We start from the raw sequence: 16,492 nt of genomic DNA on the forward strand, positions 1-16,492 counted from the left end.
GCTGCTTTCGTGTCGTTTTTCAATCATTCGGGATGTGGCGCTCCTGGCTCCGAGGCGGCGCGGAGATCGCACGCGGCGAGTGGGTCCTCCACCGCCGGGAACGCGGCGGAGTGGCCCGGCGAGGACTCGCGTTCGCCGTCTTCGTGGTTGGCGCCGCTCTCGGCTGGGGCGCCTACGGGATCGGCCGGGAGGTGGCTGGCGGCGAGTCCGTTCCCTTCGGCGTCCTCGGGATTGCCGCGGCCGCCACGATGGCATGGGTGGCCTGGCGGAGTTCCAGACTGACCCGGGACTCGTTCGAGGGTCTGAACCCCGAGTTCCTCCTGACGACTGTCCCGGCGCGGATCCCCGCCCTGGGGCTGTTGGTGGTCGTCTACGCCCGCGTCGCGACCGTCCTCGCCGTCCCGACGGTTGCCATCGGAGTCGGCGGGGCGGTCGGACTCCGGACACCGGCGCTCGCGCTCACGGTCGTCCTCGCGGTCGCGGCCGCAACCGCGGCCGCCGTCGGTGTCGGCGTCTCGGTTCGGCTGGTGGCCTCGCTCGCCGCGTCGCGGCTATCCCGCGGACGGACCTACAGGGACCTGGTAGTGTTGTTCGGCTGGGTGCCGCTCGTGGTCGGCTGGTTCCTCCTCATCGAGACGGTCGAACGCGTCTCGATCGCGTGGCTCGCGGCCGCACCGACGAGAGGTGTCGCCGACCTCGCGCTGCTCGGCGCGGCCGGTCGGACGGGGGCCGACCCCGCGAGCGGGCTGGCCGCACTCGCCGTCTTCGCCAGCGGAGCGGCGCTTTCGGTCGGGACGACGACCTTCCTCGCCCGGCGGATCTGGGAGGGAGAACCCGCGGGGCGGGCCCCGAAAACCGGCTCGCACCCGCTCCTCGAGCCGGGCTGGGTCGAGCGGCTCACGGGCGAACGCATCCCGCGACCGGTCCGGACCGTCGCCCGAAAACGCTGGCTGGTCGAGCGCCGGACCGCGCGCGGGCTTTTGTATGCGGGTCAGGTCGTCGGATTTTCCGGCATCGTCCTCTTCCCAGCCGGCATCCTCGCCGGAGGAGTCCCCCTGTTCGTACTGGTAGTCCATTCGCTCGGGCTCGCGGTGGGCATCGTGTTCGGCTCCGACCCGATCGGGATCGAGTACCGCGGCCTGCAGATGATGCTGACGACTGTCGGGGGACGGGCGTTCGTCGGTGGTTTTCTGCTGGCGGCGCTCGCACCCGCCGCCGTCATCGTCCCGGCGGTCGTCCTCCCGCTGGGGGCGGTGAGTACCGCCACCGCCGGCGAGACGCTCTCGTTTGTTCTCTTCGGGATCGCCGTCTGTGGATCTACAGCCACACTCGCGCTCGCGGTCGGACTGGGCGTCGAGCGGTCGGCGTTCGTCCCTCACCCGGGGTTCTTCACGGACGCCCCCTGGTACATCGAGATCGGATGGGAACAGTTCGGCCGGCTCGGAGTGGTCCTCGTCGCCGCGACGCTTTCGGCGCTGCCGGCGTTCGTGGGGACCCACCCGGTGGTGTACGAGTATCTGGCGGGAGCCGGGCTTTCGGTCCCCGCCACCCGAAGCGTCTCCCTCCTGCTCGGTGCCCTGGTCGCCGTGGGGGTCACACGGCTCGCAAGCGAGATCGCTATCGACCGATACGAGGGGTATTCGTTCGAATGACGCCGACGGAACCGCCGGCCGACGAATCCGATGGAAACGATGCGGCCGACCCCAAGGCGGCAGTCGTCGCCGACGGACTGACGAAACGCTACGGCGACACGGCGGTCGTCGAGGACCTGTATCTCGGAATCGAGGCCGGCACCGTCTACGGCCTCCTCGGACCCAACGGAGCAGGGAAGACGACCACCATCCGGATGCTGACCGGGTTGGCTCCACCGACCGACGGAAGCGCCCGGGTCGCAGGCGTCCCCGTCTCCGACCGGGAGACACTCGTCTCACAGATCGGCTACCTGCCCGAATCGACGCCGATCCGGGGACAGTTCACCGGCCGCGAACAGCTCGCCCACCACGGCCGGCTCCGCGGGATGGAGTCCCGCGAGATCGACGGCCGGACCGAGGCGCTGTTGGAGCGCCTCGCGCTCGACTCGGCCGATGACCGGGTCGTGACCTACTCGAAGGGAATGCGCCGGAAGGTGGGGTTGATCCAGGCGATCATGCACGAGCCGAGCGTCGTCTTTCTCGACGAGCCGACCGCCGGACTCGACCCGCGAGCCACGCGGACGGTCAGGGAGGTCGTCACTGAACTGGCAGACGGGGGAACGACGGTCTGTCTCTCGACGCATATCCTCCCGGTCGTCGAAGCCGTCGCGGATCGGGTCGGAATCTGTCATGAGGGCGAACTCGTCGCGGAGGGTCCCTCGAAAGAACTTCGCCGAGCGCCCGGGAGACACCGATCGAACCCTCGAGGACGCCTTCCTCCGCCTGACGAGCGAGCGAGACGGGAACCGGTGATCGCAATTGGAGCCGGTCAGCGATCGACAGACTCGACTCTCATTAGCGGATACCCCTCCTCCATCTCCATACGGGTCCGGACGGTACAACCCTCGTAGGCGACGACGATTCCGACCTCGATGAACCGACCAGTCATCTCGGTGTAGCCGTCGGCGCAGGCGGCCGCGAGTTCGTCCTCGCGAACGTCGACGGTCACTTCCTCGCAGTGGGGCTGGTTCTCGATGGCCTCCTCCATCGCCCGGGCGAGGCTGGGGGCGCTCTCGGGGGTGACGGGGGTGCCGGCGAACTGGTGGTAGAGCGAGCCGAACTTGATGCCGGCCTCGAAGCAGGCGGTCTCGGGGTCGGTAGGCCCCGTCTCGTCGGCGCCTTCGAGGGTTTCGTCCATATCCGTTCCACGCCCGGCGAGCGGAAGGCGATTTCGGCCGCGGGAGAACCGCACGTTACTTACCCTGCCTCGCCAACGCCCCACCAAGACCAACGATGGGAGAGCGAGTCCTGCTGACGGGGGCCGCGGGACGCGTCGGCCGGGCGATCATCGACGACCTGGCCGACGACTACGAGTGGCGACTCCTCGATCGAGACCCGCTCGCGGGCAGCCAGCCAGGCGAGGTCGTCGTCGCCGACATCACCGACGACGAGGCCGTCCGGGAAGCGATGGAGGGAATCGACGCGGTGGTCCATCTCGCGGGCGACCCCCGCCCGGAGGCCCCCTGGGACAGCGTCCTCGCGAACAACATCGACGGCACCCAGACCGTCTACGAGGCCGCCGTCGAGACCGGCGTCGAGCGGGTCGTCTTCGCCTCCTCGAACCACGCCGTCAGCGCCTACGAGACCGACGACCGTACCCCCGACGTCTACCGGCCCGACGACGAGTTCCGCCTCGACGGGGACGAACTCCCCCGCCCGGGAAACCTCTACGGCGTCTCGAAGGCCGCCGGCGAGACCCTCGGCCGGTACTACCACGACGCCCACGACCTCTCGGTGCTCTGTGTCCGCATCGGCAACCTCACCAAGGGCCACCCGCCGATCGACTACGAGCGCGGCCAGGCGATGTGGCTCTCCTATCGGGACTGTGCCCACCTCTTTGATCGTAGCCTGCAAGCGGAGTACGGCTACGAGATCGTCTACGGAATCAGCGACAACGACCGGAAGTACTACTCCCTGGAGCGTGCCCGGGAAGTGCTGGGCTACGACCCTCGGGACAATTCCGCCGACCACGACGACTAGAACAGTCCCTCGACGTCTCGCTCCTTCGCCTCCCGCCGCTCGACGTGGCCCCGTAGCCGGTCGTAGACGATCCCCCGGTGGTCGTCCTCCGCGAGGAAGTCCGCGACGAGCGCGAGAAAACGGCTCCCCTCCTCGCCCGCCTCGAGATCCGCGATCGCGTACTCGCAGGCTCCCTCGACGATTTCCTCGGCGTAGCCCAGTTCGTCGGCGAGAATCGGTGCCGCGATCGCCTGCTCTTCCGAGGAGAGGTCCGCGAGGGTCGGACGCTCGCCGTCGAGAACGATCCGGGGCGGCGGCCGACGCTCGATGATTTCGGGATCGGACGCGAGCGCCGACAGCGCGCGCCGGACGCCCGCGAGGTCGACCTCTCGGTAGTCTGCGGGGAGGCCCTCCAGATAGTCGAGCGCGCTCTCCGCGAGACCGACACAGCCCTCCCAGTTTCGGTTCCTGGCGTGGTGGACCGCGGCGGTGAACTGGATCAGGCCGTGGAGCAGGCGCTCGTCGTCGCTCTCGCGTTCGAGCTCGAGCCAGTGGGCCTCCCAGGCGTCGTGGGCCGCGTGGTAGTGGCCCGCGTTGTAGATCGCGACGCCCGCCCGGAGCCGTTCGCGCATACCCGATTCAGGCGGGCCGGGCCGATAGGCGTGTGGGTCCGCGACCTACAGCAGGAACTCCCCGTCGCGCTGGACGACCTCGCCGTCCACTTCCAGCACCGAGTCCTCGCTCGTATCGATCAGCATGTCCGTGTGGATCGCCGACTCGTTGCCCGACTGGCCCTCGGGAAGACAGGCGTCGTACGCCCGGCCGAGCGCGAGGTGGACCGTCTCGGCCATCTTCTCGTCGAAGAGGATGGTGTCAGTGTAGCGGTCGATCCCCCGGTTCATTCCTATCCCGAGTTCGCCCAGTCGGCGGGCGCCCTCGTCGGTCTCGAGGAGATCGGCGATCACGTCCTCCCCCCGGTCGGCTTCGTGAGAAACGACCTCGCCGTCCTCGAACTCGAGGCGGACGCCCTTGACGGCCTCGCCGTCGATCGTCATCGGGATATCGAACAGGACCTCCCCCTCCGTCGCTTCGGGCGCCGTAAAGACCTCGCCACTGGGCAAGTTGTGGGAGTCGTAGGCGACCGAGGCGGCGCTGTTGACCGCCGTCCGGTCCTCGATCGACATCGTGAGGTCGGTTCCTGCCGACTCGATCCTGACCTCGCTTCCCTCGTCGAGCACCGCCTTCACCTCGGCCATCTCGTCGGCGAGAGAGTCCCAGTCCCGGAGGATCGCGTCGTAGGCGAACTCCCGGTACTCCTCGTAGGCCATGTCGGCCTGCTGGGCGAGGCTTCGGGTCGGGTGGTACGTCGAGACCCACCGGGTGTCGTAGCGGGCCTCCCGAACGTCAGTGCGGGCACTGCGGTAGGACTGGCGGCGCTCGCCGGGGACGTCGGCCATCGCGTTCGTGTTCCGGCCGCCGCCGAGCGAGAGGACGACGTCCGCCGCCTCGTAGAGAGCGAGTTCGTGGTCGGGAGCCTCGAACTCCCCCTCAGAGGCCCGCAGGTACGCTCGGCGGAGTTCCTCAGAACTGTAGGTCGCGAGCAGGTTCGCGCCGCGCTCGCCGAGCGCTTCGGCGACGGCGACCGCGAGGTCGTGGGCCGCGGGCCCGACCGAGAGGACGACGTCGTCGCCTTCCTCGACTCTCGCGCTCCAGTCGACGAGCGTTTCGGCGTGGTCGTAGACGCGTTCGTCCATGGAATCCCCTCGACTGCCCCCGACTAAACTCCCTCTGATCCCGGCCCGTATCAGGCCGGACCGGTCTCGCGCCGGGCGAGCGCGACGACCGCGTAGACGACCGGCGTATCGAGGATCGCAATCGCGAGTTTCAGGAGGTACTGGCCGACGACCAGCGAGAGGACCGCCTCGGGCGGGAGGGCGGCGCCGATCCCGAAGAGGGCGGGCGCGACGGCGAAGGCGACCCCGACGAAGATGACGGTGTCGATGGCCTGGCTGGTCGCCGTCGAGGCGACGTTCCGGAGCCAGAGCTTCTTTCGCCCGGTGTGTGCGCGGATCCGGTGGAAGACGAAGACGTCCCAGTTCTGGCTGACGACGTAGGCCAGCAGGCTGCCGGCGACGACGTTCGCGGCCGGTCCGAGCGCCGCCTCGAACGTCCCCGGATCGACCGGCGAGGTCGGCGAGGCGGGCGCGGCGATCGTCGACCAGACCAACACGAGCACGACAAAATTCATCGCAAAGGCGACGTTGACGACGATATGGGCCGCCCGCCGGCCGTAGAGTTCGGCATAACAGTCGCTGGCGAGGAAGGTCAGTGCATACGCGAGCGCCGCGCCGGGAAGGACGAGTTCGGCGCCCGTAATCGGAAGCGAGAACGGCAGCGAAAACGCCAGGATCTTCGAGGCCGTCAGCTGTGCGGTGACGAGCGCGGTGACGAAGAGGCCGATCAGCGCCACCTGGGGCACCGTCGGCGTCTGCCGGGGGTCGGACATACCCGCACCTCTCGTCCGATCGCCCTAAACGATGCTATTCCGGTCCGATCCGTAGCATCCCTGAGGAATACCAGCCGCAGTAAGATCGGATCTCTCCGGCTGGTCCGGGAGAACCGACGTCGAGGACGGTCGGAGAGCTACTCCTCCCACTGCGTCGAGATGTAGAGCAACAGGATCATACAGACCACGACGAGGACGATCAGCGCGATCGTCGGGACGAGCGGGACGGCCAGGTCCATACCGCTTTTCGGGTATGAGCGGCCAAAGAACTGTGGGTCGGACGGGCGTCTCCTACTCGACGATCGCCACCCGGTCGATGTCGACGTAGCCGATCCGGTCGGTCGAGGGCGAGTCGGTCAGCTCCTCGAGCTCGAGGTACTCCTCCTCCAAGCCGACGACGGTTCCCTCCCTGCGGTTCTCCTCGCCGGCGACCATCACGGTGTCGTAGAGCTCGATCTCGTCGCCGACCGAGACCAGTTCCCGGACGAGTTCGCGGGCCTCACGGGCGTCGGCGTTCTGTGGAACGTCGAGTTCGGTCATGCAGTACGTAGTAGCGTCTGTCAGTAGTTGAATGATAGGGGGGCACGCGCATGGTCTGCTATAGAGGCCGACAAAAAAGACCGGACCGCTAGCCAGGAAGCGGTCTATTCGATGGAGCCGCCGCCGTTTCAGCTGGTGACTTCAACCGTTCCGATTTGGGTTTCAGTATCCCCACTCACGGCGACCACTGACTCACCATCACTCCCGGTACACGACTCGCCTACACTTTCCAGAGTGCAATCACTTCCTACTTCAACAGTGTCTGCGTTCCCTTCACTGACCCAGGAAACGGTGCCGTCGTCCTCAATGTCCACGCCGGCGTTTGCCTCCTCACTGACACTGCCACCGAGATCCAGCACGAACATCGCGATAACCGCTGCCAGAATCACTGTGATTGCCACCATCAGGATGACTCCGATGACGGGCGATACGCCGCGTTCGTCTTCGTTCCCGAAGACAGTCTGTTTCAAGTCCATTGTTGTTCGGTCGCATCGTTGGGATGGGGACCACGCGGCCGCGAGGGCACGCGTGAGGACCGACTCCCGGCCGGTCGCATCGCATTACGTCCCGTTGTTTCCGATGCTAAACAGTAGTGACTCTCGTTCCTATATAAACATAGTTGACCGTCCCGAGTTCATGACATTCTATTTTCGAGAACGGTTCTAGGAGGAATCTCTCAATGGCCCATAGAACGCGTACAAGCGGCCCTTGAACACCCTCTCCTCGCTCGGTTTCGGTCGAGGGGCTCCGTCGCGCCGAAACCTATAATAATTCCAATTGTTAGTGGACGGCGAGCAACCCGGATAGGTCCGCCGGTGAAACCCCGCGATCAGCGTGCCAGACGGAACCCGTAGTAGAGCCCGCCGGCGGCAACCGCAACCGCGTAGCACGCGGCGAGGAAGGGCACCCAGTAGATCCAGAGATCGTAGGAAACGAGGCGGCTCCCGACGGCGGTCATCGCGAGCATGACGGTATAGCCCGGCGCCGCAAGCGGCGTCATCAGCCGAGCGTCGAAGACCCCGAGAACGAAGGGAACGAAGAGCAGGCAGAACACGACAACCGTCGCCGGACCCGAGAGGACCCGGACCGCGAGGGTGCGGAAGTCGGTCATGCGATCCGCGCCATCCCGTACCGTTCCAACAGCCGTTCGGTGATCTCGAGGGTCCAGCGCACCTGGGTACCCGGATCGAGCAGGAAGTCGGTGAGTTCGACCAGAAAGCCCGCCCGGTCGAGGTCGCCCCCGACCTTGTGGATCAGGAGCGGCCCCTCGCCGGTGAGCGTGTTCCCCATCGAGAACCGGTGGGCGACCATGGTCCGCGGGACGTGCTCGTCGTTCATGTGCTCGATCACCGCCCCGGCGTCGGCGGGGGCGTCGCCGGCCGCCGTCGGGAAGATCGCCTGGCCGACCCACCGGTGATGGGTGCCGTAGATCCCCCGCGAGCGATGCAGGTCGAGGACGACGTCCGGATCGGAGCGTTCGACCTCGGCCCACAGTGCCCGTGCGAGTTCGGTCGTCGGCTCCCGCCCCGCGGGGAACTGCCGGTTCAGATCGCCGTCCGGACCCCCGCGTTCGTTGCGCTCGAGGGCGACGATCTCCGCCCAGGGGATCACGACCAGAGTGCCCCGTTCGATCCCCCAGCCGATCACTTCCTCGGCCGCCCGGTAGCCGCTCGTCTCGCCGCCGTGGACCCCGCCGACGACCACCGCCGTCGGCCCCGTCTCGGGTCCCTCGAGTTCGAACACGGTCGTCTCCCGGTCGGTCCCCTCCATGATCGGCCGGCGGGAGAGTGCCATCTCCCGGTGGGGGTCGGCAGGTTCGCCCGGCCCCGACGACTCGGCCCGCGACCGGACGAGGGTGGCCCCCCCGGCCAGGCCGGAAACCGCAGCCCCGGCCCCGAGAACCGTCCGTCTGTGCATATCGGTGACTCTCGAGCGAGCGAGGATAAATGATGTGTCATCCGCGGAGAGCCCACGGATTCGAACGTCGTCGCGATCGTCCTCGAGCCGTCAGAAATCGGTCGATGACCCCCGTTGGCTCGTCACAGTTCCCTGGGCCCTGACGGATTCGAACCATGTGGAGACCGTCACGCTCGCTTCGCTCGTGAGCTGCGACTCCCCGGATTCGAACCGCCAGCGATCCGAACGATTCGCTCCTCGCGTCCGCTCGTCGCAGAATCGATGGGCCCTGACGGATTCGAACCATCGACCACTCGGTGTCCCACAACACCCCCAATGGGGCACTGATATGAGCCGAGCGCTCTCACCGGACTGAGCTAAGGGCCCTCGTTCGGAGAACTCGAGCCCCGCAGTTAACCCTTACTCTCCCGGGCGAAAACGGGGCGGTCGCGGCGGTTCCACGGCGGTCGCGGGTCGAGCGGACTCAGGCCGCGAGACCCAGCGCCGCGAGCTCGTCGTCGTCGAGTTCGGCCTCGAGTTCCTCGCGGCTGTGACTCTCGACGACGTCCTCTCGTTCCTCGGCGCTCAGTTCGGTCGCGTCCTCGAAGCAGTGGCACATGGCATCCGGAGCGTGGGCTGGAAGGTCCATAAAGGCTGTTAGCGGCGGTTTCGTGGTTGTGTAATAACCCGAGTCACCTAGCAATTGTTGTTATTTTATATCCCAAGTTTGGTAATTTCCGACGGGGAAAGACGCGATCTCCCGACCCCCCTCACTCCTCGCTGAAGGCGTGGAGCGTCCGGTCTTCGGTCCCCGCGCGGTGGCTGGTCGCGAGTCCCGCGAGGTGGGGGGCCTCGGGGACGATCAGCTCCTCGCAGGCGGTCCGGACGGCGTTCGTGCTTCCCGGTAGACAGAAGACGGGCGTGTCGGCGGCGATCCCCGCCGTCGCCCGGGAGGCCATCGCGCGAGTGCCGACCTCCTCCCAGGAGAGCGCCCGGAACAGCTCGCCGAAGCCGGGAAGCTCGCGCTCGAACAGCGCCGACGTCGCCTCCGGGGAGACGTCGTCGGCCGTGACGCCGGTCCCGCCCGTGGTCACGACGACGTCGATCCCTCGCTGGGCGACGAGCCCCCGTACGGCGGTTCGGATCGCGCCGTAGTCGTCCCGGACGAGTTCGCGCTCGCGGATCTCGTGGCCCGCCGCCTCGAAGACCTCCGCGATCGTGTCCCCGCCCGGATCCTCGGGCTCCTCGTCCGCGCGTGCATCAGTCGCTCGAGAGGTCGAGACAGTGACGATCCCGACGTAGAGGGGATCGATGAGATCGTGGCCGTGGTCGTCGGTGGTACGTCTGTCGGCGGAATCTGACATGGCCGGGACTCCTCGCTGCAGGGAGATATAGACGGCGGGAGAACGGAAGCGCCGAAGCCAGGACTCGAACCTGGGACCGCCTCGTATCTGCGGCGATCAGCCGGCCTGTATCGCCGTAACAGCGAGGTGCTCTACCAACTGAGCTACTTCGGCCCGTCTCGGTGTTGTCGGGTGGATTTGATAGGGCTTTCGCTTCCCGCCGGCCTTCGACACCCTTTCACTCCCGCCGCGAATAGGGCAGGCGATGACCGACGACGCCGGCGGGGACGCGTTCGAGCGGGTCACGAGCGAGGTCGCCGAGCGAGTCGACCCCGGCTCCGAGGAACGCGAGCGCCTCCGGGCGGTCGCCGACACCCTCGTCGAGCGCGCCCGGCGGGCCGCAACCGAGCGCTGTCCGGACGCCGACGTCCTCCGGGTCGGCTCGACTGCCCGGAACACCTGGATCAGCGGCGACCGCGACATCGACGTCTTCGTCCGCTTTCCGACCGGTCTGGACCGAGAGACCTTAGAGCGCTACGGTCTCGCCGTCGGCCACGAGACCCTTCCCGAGGGCCGCGAGGAGTACGCCGAACATCCCTACGTCAGCGGCGAGTTCGAGGGGTTCGACGTCGACGTCGTCCCCTGCTTTCGCGTCGAGAGCGCGACGGAGACCCGGTCGGCGGTCGATCGGACCCCCTTTCACACGCGCTACCTCCAGGAGCGCCTCGACGACGAGCTCGCCAGCGAAATCCGTCTCGCAAAGGGCTTTCTGAAGGGGGTCGGGATCTACGGTAGTGACCTCCGAACCCGGGGATTTGGGGGATATCTCACCGAACTGCTCGTCTGTGCGTACGGCGGTTTTCGCGAACTCTGTGAAGCTGCCGCCGACTGGCAGCCGCCGGTCGAACTCGACCCCGAGGGCCACGGACGCGAATCGTTCGCGGACCCGCTGGTCGTCATCGACCCCACGGACCCCGAACGCAACGTCGCCGCCGTCTGCTCGGCCGAGAGCGTCGCCCGGTTCCAACACCACGCGCGGGACCTGCTCGCCGACCCTCGCGCCGAACTGTTCGAGCCCGACGACCTCGGCCCGCTCTCCGCCGAGGCGGTCGCCGGCCACGTCGAGCGCCGGGGAACGACCCCCCTCGCGCTCTCGTTTCCGGCCCCCGACCTCGTCGACGACCAGCTCTATCCCCAACTGCGGAAATCACTCGCCGGCATCGCCCGCGAGCTCGAGGACCGCGGGTTCGACGTCCTTCGAACCGCGACGTTCGCGGCGGAGGACGCGGTGCTCCTGGTCGAACTCGCGGTCGCCTCGCTGCCGGCCGTCGAGCGCCACGAGGGACCCCCGGTCGCCGTTCGCTCCCACGCCGAGGGCTTTTACGACGCCTACGCCGACGAGCCGGCGGCCTACGGCCCCTACGTCGAGGGCGGCCGGTACGTCGTCGAGCGCGAGCGGGAGTTCACGTCGGCGCGGGCGTTCCTCGAGAGCGACCGGCTGTTCGACGTCGCCCTCGGCGCACACGTCGAGACCGCCTTGGAGGAGGACTACGACCTGCTCGTCGGCGAGGACCTCGCGGCGCTGGCCGACCCCTTCGGCGCCGAGCTGGCCCGGTACTTCGACCCGAGCCCCTAAACTGCCTTTCATTGCCTAATACATCTCAATTTCCATAATAGGAGCGCTTATTCCTCTCGACCGACTTCGACTCTTCCATGGCGACGGCCCCCACACGACGCGCGGAATCCTGCCCGAACTGTGCCGGACGGATCGAGCGAAGACACCGAACCTGGCAGTGTCCCGACTGTGGACATGCCCCGAACCACGGCGCCGACTGATAGGGTCGGGTACAGGTCAGTATACCGTCAACCCAACACGCTGGCGCGATCGAACGGTACATCGGTGTAACCCCCTCCACGAGCGGAACCGCCGTCCCGACGGGTCGGCGAAACCGCGACCCTTCCGTGGGGTCGCCGGAGGTGTGACAGCGGTCCCGGCGAGAGCCGCCTCGGATCGGAGCCGACGGCCGGGTGCAAGTCCCGGGGCGGTCCTGGGCGCGCCGGCTCGCGCGCTCGCGGCTGCCACTGGCCACGTCACGGCCCGGCGGTCGAAAACGGCCCCGACACGACGGGCAGCCACCCTCCTGGGCGACTCCCGCCCTTCGAGCCGAAGCCGGCGGCCGCTCCCTGCGGCCGTGCCTACAGCCCGTGAGCGTCGGCCACCCGGTCGATCAGCGCTTCGGTCTCCTCATCGACTCCGGCGCCTTCCTCCATCGGTTCGCGGCCGTCGAACGTCTCGTGGACGAGCGCGACGCTATCGGCCAGGACCTCCAGGCCGTAGCCGCCCTCGAGGACGAACGCGAGCGCCCCGCCATCGGCGATCCCCCGGAACCGGTCGGCCAGACCGGCGTAGGCCTCCGTCGAGAGCCGGATCCGGGAGATCGGATCGTGACGGTGGGCGTCGAACCCCGCGCTCACGAGCAGGAGGTCGGGATCGAACGCCTCGAGTGCGGGGTCGATCAGGCGGTCTACGACCGCGAGGTAGTCGGTGTCGTCGGTGCCGGGAGCCATCGGGACGTTCATCGTCGTCCCGGCGCCCGCGCCCGTCCCGGTCTCTGTGACCTCGCCGGTGCCCGGATAGAGGCCCTCCTCGTGGATCGAGGCGACGAAGACGTCGTCCTGGTCGTAGAAGATGTCCTGCGTGCCGTTGCCGTGGTGGACGTCCCAGTCGACGATCGCGACCCGCTCGGCCCCGCAGTCGTCGATGGCGTGCTGGGCGGCGACGGCGACGTTGTTGGCGAAACAAAAGCCCATCGCGTCGTCCTCGATGGCGTGGTGGCCGGGCGGGCGCCCGATCGAAAACGGCGTCTTCCGACCGGAGTCGCCGTCGAGGGCGGCCTCGGCGGCCCAGCAGGCAAGCCCCGCGCTCGCACACAGGGCGTCCCAGGTCTCGGGAACGGCGCTCGTATCGGGGTCCCAGCTTCCGCCGCCGTCGCCACAGAACTCCCGGACCTCCTCTATATACTCCCGGTCGTGAACCGCCGCGAGCGTCTCGACGTCGGCGGGGTCGGCCTCGACGTACTCGACGCCGTGTTTGCGCTTTAACCCCTCCCGGATCGCCCGCAGTCGGTCGGGCGTCTCGGGGTGGCGCGGACCGGGATCGTGCTCGAGACAGGTCTCCGAGTAGCCAAAGCGCATCCGGTCACACCCGGTCGAGCCGGACGGAGGTCTCGACGTCCTCGGCCGTGACCGTCTTCCGGCCGGCGTGGCGCGCGAGGATCGCCGCCGCGGCCGCGACGCCGTCGGCGTACTCCTCGAGGCGCTCGGCGAGGGCGACCCGGGCCTCCGTCGATACCCGATAGCCGTCGTCGATCTCGAGGCGGGCGATCCGATCGACCGGCGCGATCGGGAGTTCGATGGCGTCGCCATCGCCGGGGTCGGCGCCGAAGTCCGCGGCCTGGAGGGTCTTGCGGCCGTCCTCGCTGGCCCGCCGGGCGGCCTCGACCGCGAGATCGGCGCCGTGGCGCTGGATCCGTTCGGCGAGTTCCCGGGCAGCATCGGCGCTCACCCGGAGATCCCCCGCGTTCCGCCGGATGATCGTATCAACCGGCGCGAACGGTAGCTCGACGTTCATACCCGGATACCGGCAGTTCACACCCTTAATGATTGTGTAAGCGGGTCACGCGATCAGAACAGGTCGGCGGCCTCGAGACGGCCGTCCCGGACGATCCCGCGCGCAGTGACCTCCTCGCCCAGCCCGACGTTCGCGTCGGCCTCGACGCTCATCGTCGTCTCGCCGTCGTCGAGAACGATCGGGTCGCCGGCCTGGACGACGACGCCCGTGAACTCGACTTCCTCCCCGTCTGTGGGATCGTCGGGAGCCGCGTCACCCCCGCCCTCGCCGCCGGAGTCGTCCGCTCGGTCGGACGACGCCCCGTCCGAGGACGGCGACTCCCCGTCGGCGAAGGCGTCCAGTCCCGCCTCCGCGCCGTCGCGGTCGTCGCCGGCCTCGGCGGCGCTCTCGGCCTCGCTTTCGAGGACCGTGATCGTCGAGCGCCAGCCCGCCGACGCCTCGACGTCGTCCTGCCAGCCGTCCTGGATCTCGACGTCGCCGACCGCGACCTCGTCGCCGGGGCCGATATCGACGTCGGCCTTCTCGCCCCAGAGCGCGACCCGGATGTCGCCGGTGGCGTCCTGAATCCGAAGGTTTCTGACCTGGCCCTCCGAGCCGTCGTCCCGGTCGAAGGTGCGTTTGGGGTCTGCCGAGCGAACGACGCCCGCGAGATCGACCGTCTCGCCGATCTCGACGCCCTCGATCGGCGTGCTCTCGGGGACGTACTCGATTCCCTCCTCGATCCCCTCGACGGCGCCGCGGTCCCCGACGTGAAGCTCAAGTTGGCCGTCCCGGTCGCGGACGTAGCCGTCGACGACCTCGACTGACTCGCCGGGGGAGAGCTCCTCGGCCAGATCCGCCCGGTCGTCCCAGAGCGTGACCCGAACCCGCCCCGTCGGGTCCCCGAGCGTGAGGTTCGCGACCCGCCCCTCCGAGCCGTCGTCCCGGTCGAACGTGCGGAGCGAGTCGGTCTCGAGGACGACTCCCCGGAGGTCGACGTCCGAGAGGCCGAGCGAGAGCTGTTCTATCGTATAGGTGTCCGTCAGCTGAACGTCGACCTCCTCGTCGGCGTCGGGTTCGGCCTCGTCGACACTGATCTCGAGGCCCGAAAACCCCTCCTTGGGCCGGCCCTTGATCCGGAGCACCTGGCCCGCCTCCAGTTCGTCTACTGCGGCCGCGGCGTGATCGTCCCAGAACGCCGCCCGGATCGACCCCGTCTCGTCCGCGACCTCGACGTTGACGACCCGACCGTCCTCGTCCTCGCCGTCGCGTTCGAACGTCCGCAGCTCGCCGATCGAGACCACCTTCGCGACGAACTTCGCCTCCTCCATCCCCGGCTCGACGTCGGCGATCCCCTCGACTTCCCCGCCGTCGGCCTCGTGGGCGAGCAACATTGCGGCCGTCTCCTCGTCGGCGAGCCCGCCCATCTGCTCGACTTTCTCCTCGACGGCCTCGCGGAACTCCTCGAGGGAGACGTCCGCCTCGAGGTCCTCGTAAATAGCCTCGATCTCGCTCATGGAATCGTCCATGCCCAGGCCGCGCATAAGCGTTTATCCTCGCTTCCGGGCGACCGAGGGCGCCGGAACGTACCCCGCCGACAGCGACGCTGCGAGCCCCCCAGCGGCGGTCGAACACGCCGCGAGGACGAGGAAGGCGACCATCGGCGAGGCGTAGGTGAGCACGATCCCGACGACCGTCGCGCCGAGTGCCCCCACCCCGAAGATCGCGAGGTAGGTGTAGCCAAACGAGAGGCCTCGCGAGTCGGGCGGGGAGTACTTCGCGATCGTCGCCTGCTCCAGGGGCTGGAGGGCAAAGAGGACGAACCCGAGACAGACGCTCGCGGTCACCAGCGGGAGGCTCCCGGCCCCCGCCACGGGAACGAACAGGATCGCGATGGCGGTGAGGACGACGAAGACGACCGCGAGTCCACGGTCGGGTTCGATCGCGTCGGTGAGCCGCCCGCCGAGATACTGGCCGCCGATCCCGACCACGAGGAGCGCGACGTAGAGGTATTGCCCGAGGTCGAACTCCTCGGCCATCGGGCTCCCCTCGATCGCCGCCGGCTGGAACTCGACGGCGAGAAACTCCCCGAGGAGATCGGGGAGGAAGGTGAGCACCCCCCGGTAGAAGAAGCCACTCAGCGTGACGAGGACGACGGCCGTCAGGAACGCCAGCGTGAACAGCCGCCGGCTGTCGGCGAGGAACCCGGCGAGACCGCCCTCGGGGTCGCCCGCGGGCGCGGAGTTCCCCGGGCCATCGACGGCCGCCGTCTCGTCGAACTCGAGTCTCGCTCCGATGACTGCCCCGGCGATCGAAGGGATCGCGAGGACGGCGACGGCGATCCGCCAGTCGACGACGAGCAAGAGGAGCGCGGTCACGAGCGGTCCGCCCGCGATTCCGACGTTGCCGGCCATTCCGTGGTAGGCGTAGCCGGCACCCCGTTCGGTGACGCCGTTGCTCAAGAGCGCGAGCCCCGCGGGGTGGTAAACGCTCGCGGCGACCCCCCAGACCGCGAGCGCGAGGGCGATCCCGCCGATCCCGGGTGCGAGGCCCAACAGCCCGAAGGAGATCCCCATCCCGACGAGACACGCCGCGATTAGGGTCCGCGAGCCGTACCGATCGACGAGCATCCCCCCAGGGAGCGCGCCGACGCCGAACAGTCCGTAGCCGACCGTGACGACCGCCCCCAGCGTCGCCGCCGTGACCGAGAACTCGAGCAGCCAGACCGTCATCAGGATCGGGATCGACAGCTCGTAGGTGTGGACCAGCCCGTGGCCGACCATCGTGAAGCCGACGATGGTGCGGTCGTTCTCGTTCACGGCCGACCACCGCCGCTCCGTGGCCCCTTCCACGGTCTCCCACCGGCGCCTCCCCCGATCGGCTGACTCACTGGTCGATCCTTCGTCGCCCCCTACGAATACGTGTCCATCCGCGCCGGCGCCGCCCG

General features: G+C 68.4%; 18 protein-coding genes and 2 tRNA genes. 4 read left to right on the forward strand and 16 right to left on the reverse strand.

Annotated elements, in window-relative coordinates:
- Positions 1-32 precede the first annotated feature (32 nt).
- Positions 33-1,652 (forward strand): hypothetical protein, encoded by a 1,620-nt coding sequence (locus LCF40_RS09450; protein WP_224828270.1) that lies wholly within the window; start codon positions 33-35, stop codon positions 1,650-1,652.
- Complete coding sequence (locus LCF40_RS09455; RefSeq protein WP_224828271.1) at positions 1,649-2,542, forward strand: ABC transporter ATP-binding protein; 894 nt, start codon at positions 1,649-1,651, stop codon at positions 2,540-2,542. Before LCF40_RS09450 ends, LCF40_RS09455 begins: the two co-directional genes overlap by 4 nt.
- On the opposite strand, the gene LCF40_RS09460 is transcribed toward LCF40_RS09455, so the two are convergent.
- Positions 2,461-2,829 carry a dihydroneopterin aldolase family protein gene (locus LCF40_RS09460; protein WP_224828272.1) on the reverse strand — a complete coding sequence of 123 codons (369 nt, stop codon included), beginning with the start codon at positions 2,827-2,829 and terminating at the stop codon, positions 2,461-2,463. The two genes, LCF40_RS09455 and LCF40_RS09460, sit on opposite strands and share 82 nt — an antisense overlap.
- 95 nt (positions 2,830-2,924) lie before the next feature.
- Between LCF40_RS09460 and azf the strand changes: the two genes are divergently transcribed.
- Positions 2,925-3,671: an NAD-dependent glucose-6-phosphate dehydrogenase Azf gene (gene azf, locus LCF40_RS09465; RefSeq protein WP_224828273.1), complete on the forward strand. Its 747-nt coding sequence runs from the start codon at positions 2,925-2,927 to the stop codon at positions 3,669-3,671.
- On the opposite strand, the gene LCF40_RS09470 is transcribed toward azf, so the two are convergent.
- From LCF40_RS09470 to LCF40_RS09515, 11 genes are all read right to left on the reverse strand, one after another.
- Positions 3,668-4,282 (reverse strand): DUF309 domain-containing protein, encoded by a 615-nt coding sequence (locus tag LCF40_RS09470; protein WP_224828274.1) that lies wholly within the window; start codon positions 4,280-4,282, stop codon positions 3,668-3,670. The two genes, azf and LCF40_RS09470, sit on opposite strands and share 4 nt — an antisense overlap.
- Before the next feature lie 45 nt (positions 4,283-4,327).
- Entirely contained in the window at positions 4,328-5,404 is a 1,077-nt protein-coding gene (locus tag LCF40_RS09475; RefSeq protein ID WP_224828275.1) for an aminopeptidase, read from the reverse strand.
- 50 nt (positions 5,405-5,454) lie between these two features.
- Positions 5,455-6,156, reverse strand: a complete 702-nt coding sequence (locus tag LCF40_RS09480) for a queuosine precursor transporter (RefSeq protein WP_224828276.1) — start codon at positions 6,154-6,156, stop codon at positions 5,455-5,457.
- 291 nt (positions 6,157-6,447) lie between these two features.
- The gene (locus LCF40_RS09485; protein WP_224828277.1) at positions 6,448-6,696 is read right to left on the reverse strand and encodes a hypothetical protein; all 249 of its coding nucleotides are present in this window, start codon (positions 6,694-6,696) and stop codon (positions 6,448-6,450) included.
- Positions 6,697-6,824: 128 nt separating this feature from the next.
- Positions 6,825-7,172, reverse strand: a complete 348-nt coding sequence (locus LCF40_RS09490) for a type IV pilin domain-containing protein (RefSeq protein ID WP_380682633.1) — start codon at positions 7,170-7,172, stop codon at positions 6,825-6,827.
- Positions 7,173-7,525: 353 nt separating this feature from the next.
- Positions 7,526-7,807 carry a hypothetical protein gene (locus LCF40_RS09495; RefSeq protein WP_224828278.1) on the reverse strand — a complete coding sequence of 94 codons (282 nt, stop codon included), beginning with the start codon at positions 7,805-7,807 and terminating at the stop codon, positions 7,526-7,528.
- Positions 7,804-8,613: a M14 family metallopeptidase gene (locus LCF40_RS09500; protein ID WP_224828279.1), complete on the reverse strand. Its 810-nt coding sequence runs from the start codon at positions 8,611-8,613 to the stop codon at positions 7,804-7,806. Before LCF40_RS09500 ends, LCF40_RS09495 begins: the two co-directional genes overlap by 4 nt.
- Positions 8,614-8,875: 262 nt before the next feature.
- Positions 8,876-8,979: transfer RNA gene (locus LCF40_RS09505), tRNA-Ile, on the reverse strand.
- A gap of 97 nt (positions 8,980-9,076) precedes the next feature.
- Positions 9,077-9,211 (reverse strand): hypothetical protein, encoded by a 135-nt coding sequence (locus LCF40_RS23165; RefSeq protein WP_255565192.1) that lies wholly within the window; start codon positions 9,209-9,211, stop codon positions 9,077-9,079.
- 151 nt (positions 9,212-9,362) lie between these two features.
- Positions 9,363-9,956 (reverse strand): MogA/MoaB family molybdenum cofactor biosynthesis protein, encoded by a 594-nt coding sequence (locus tag LCF40_RS09510; RefSeq protein ID WP_224828280.1) that lies wholly within the window; start codon positions 9,954-9,956, stop codon positions 9,363-9,365.
- A 49-nt stretch (positions 9,957-10,005) separates the two neighbouring features.
- Positions 10,006-10,109 (reverse strand) — tRNA-Asn (locus tag LCF40_RS09515).
- A gap of 91 nt (positions 10,110-10,200) precedes the next feature.
- Between LCF40_RS09515 and cca the strand changes: the two genes are divergently transcribed.
- Complete coding sequence (gene cca / locus LCF40_RS09520) at positions 10,201-11,571, forward strand: CCA tRNA nucleotidyltransferase (RefSeq protein ID WP_224828281.1); 1,371 nt, start codon at positions 10,201-10,203, stop codon at positions 11,569-11,571.
- Positions 11,572-12,131: 560 nt separating this feature from the next.
- Here the strand turns inward: cca and LCF40_RS09525 are convergent.
- From LCF40_RS09525 to LCF40_RS09540, 4 genes are read right to left on the reverse strand one after another with little or no spacing between them, the layout of a single operon-like run.
- Positions 12,132-13,130, reverse strand: a complete 999-nt coding sequence (locus LCF40_RS09525) for a histone deacetylase family protein (RefSeq protein ID WP_224828282.1) — start codon at positions 13,128-13,130, stop codon at positions 12,132-12,134.
- A gap of 4 nt (positions 13,131-13,134) precedes the next feature.
- Entirely contained in the window at positions 13,135-13,566 is a 432-nt protein-coding gene (locus LCF40_RS09530; RefSeq protein WP_114575965.1) for a histone family protein, read from the reverse strand.
- Positions 13,567-13,619: 53 nt separating this feature from the next.
- Entirely contained in the window at positions 13,620-15,062 is a 1,443-nt protein-coding gene (locus LCF40_RS09535) for a single-stranded DNA binding protein (protein ID WP_224828283.1), read from the reverse strand.
- 33 nt (positions 15,063-15,095) lie between these two features.
- Positions 15,096-16,364: an MFS transporter gene (locus LCF40_RS09540; RefSeq protein WP_224828284.1), complete on the reverse strand. Its 1,269-nt coding sequence runs from the start codon at positions 16,362-16,364 to the stop codon at positions 15,096-15,098.
- Positions 16,365-16,492 lie beyond the last annotated feature (128 nt).

Origin of the sequence: Saliphagus infecundisoli, assembly GCF_020177375.1 — an archaeon.
Taxonomy (GTDB): Archaea; Halobacteriota; Halobacteria; order Halobacteriales; family Natrialbaceae; genus Saliphagus; species Saliphagus infecundisoli.

What these genes read in the sequence shown, in the direction of transcription:
- LCF40_RS09525 (WP_224828282.1), bottom strand. Translation starts at nt 13,130, where the DNA reads ATGCGCTTTGGCTACTCGGAGACCTGTCTCGAGCACGATCCCGGTCCG.
- LCF40_RS09495 (WP_224828278.1), bottom strand. Translation starts at nt 7,807, where the DNA reads ATGACCGACTTCCGCACCCTCGCGGTCCGGGTCCTCTCGGGTCCGGCG.
- LCF40_RS09460 (WP_224828272.1), bottom strand. Translation starts at nt 2,829, where the DNA reads ATGGACGAAACCCTCGAAGGCGCCGACGAGACGGGGCCTACCGACCCC.
- LCF40_RS09490 (WP_380682633.1), bottom strand. Translation starts at nt 7,172, where the DNA reads ATGGACTTGAAACAGACTGTCTTCGGGAACGAAGACGAACGCGGCGTA.
- LCF40_RS09530 (WP_114575965.1), bottom strand. Translation starts at nt 13,566, where the DNA reads ATGAACGTCGAGCTACCGTTCGCGCCGGTTGATACGATCATCCGGCGG.
- cca (WP_224828281.1), top strand. Translation starts at nt 10,201, where the DNA reads ATGACCGACGACGCCGGCGGGGACGCGTTCGAGCGGGTCACGAGCGAG.
- azf (WP_224828273.1), top strand. Translation starts at nt 2,925, where the DNA reads ATGGGAGAGCGAGTCCTGCTGACGGGGGCCGCGGGACGCGTCGGCCGG.
- LCF40_RS09470 (WP_224828274.1), bottom strand. Translation starts at nt 4,282, where the DNA reads ATGCGCGAACGGCTCCGGGCGGGCGTCGCGATCTACAACGCGGGCCAC.
- LCF40_RS09485 (WP_224828277.1), bottom strand. Translation starts at nt 6,696, where the DNA reads ATGACCGAACTCGACGTTCCACAGAACGCCGACGCCCGTGAGGCCCGC.
- LCF40_RS09475 (WP_224828275.1), bottom strand. Translation starts at nt 5,404, where the DNA reads ATGGACGAACGCGTCTACGACCACGCCGAAACGCTCGTCGACTGGAGC.
- LCF40_RS09510 (WP_224828280.1), bottom strand. Translation starts at nt 9,956, where the DNA reads ATGTCAGATTCCGCCGACAGACGTACCACCGACGACCACGGCCACGAT.
- LCF40_RS09535 (WP_224828283.1), bottom strand. Translation starts at nt 15,062, where the DNA reads ATGAGCGAGATCGAGGCTATTTACGAGGACCTCGAGGCGGACGTCTCC.
- LCF40_RS09480 (WP_224828276.1), bottom strand. Translation starts at nt 6,156, where the DNA reads ATGTCCGACCCCCGGCAGACGCCGACGGTGCCCCAGGTGGCGCTGATC.
- LCF40_RS23165 (WP_255565192.1), bottom strand. Translation starts at nt 9,211, where the DNA reads ATGTGCCACTGCTTCGAGGACGCGACCGAACTGAGCGCCGAGGAACGA.
- LCF40_RS09500 (WP_224828279.1), bottom strand. Translation starts at nt 8,613, where the DNA reads ATGCACAGACGGACGGTTCTCGGGGCCGGGGCTGCGGTTTCCGGCCTG.
- LCF40_RS09455 (WP_224828271.1), top strand. Translation starts at nt 1,649, where the DNA reads ATGACGCCGACGGAACCGCCGGCCGACGAATCCGATGGAAACGATGCG.
- LCF40_RS09450 (WP_224828270.1), top strand. Translation starts at nt 33, where the DNA reads ATGTGGCGCTCCTGGCTCCGAGGCGGCGCGGAGATCGCACGCGGCGAG.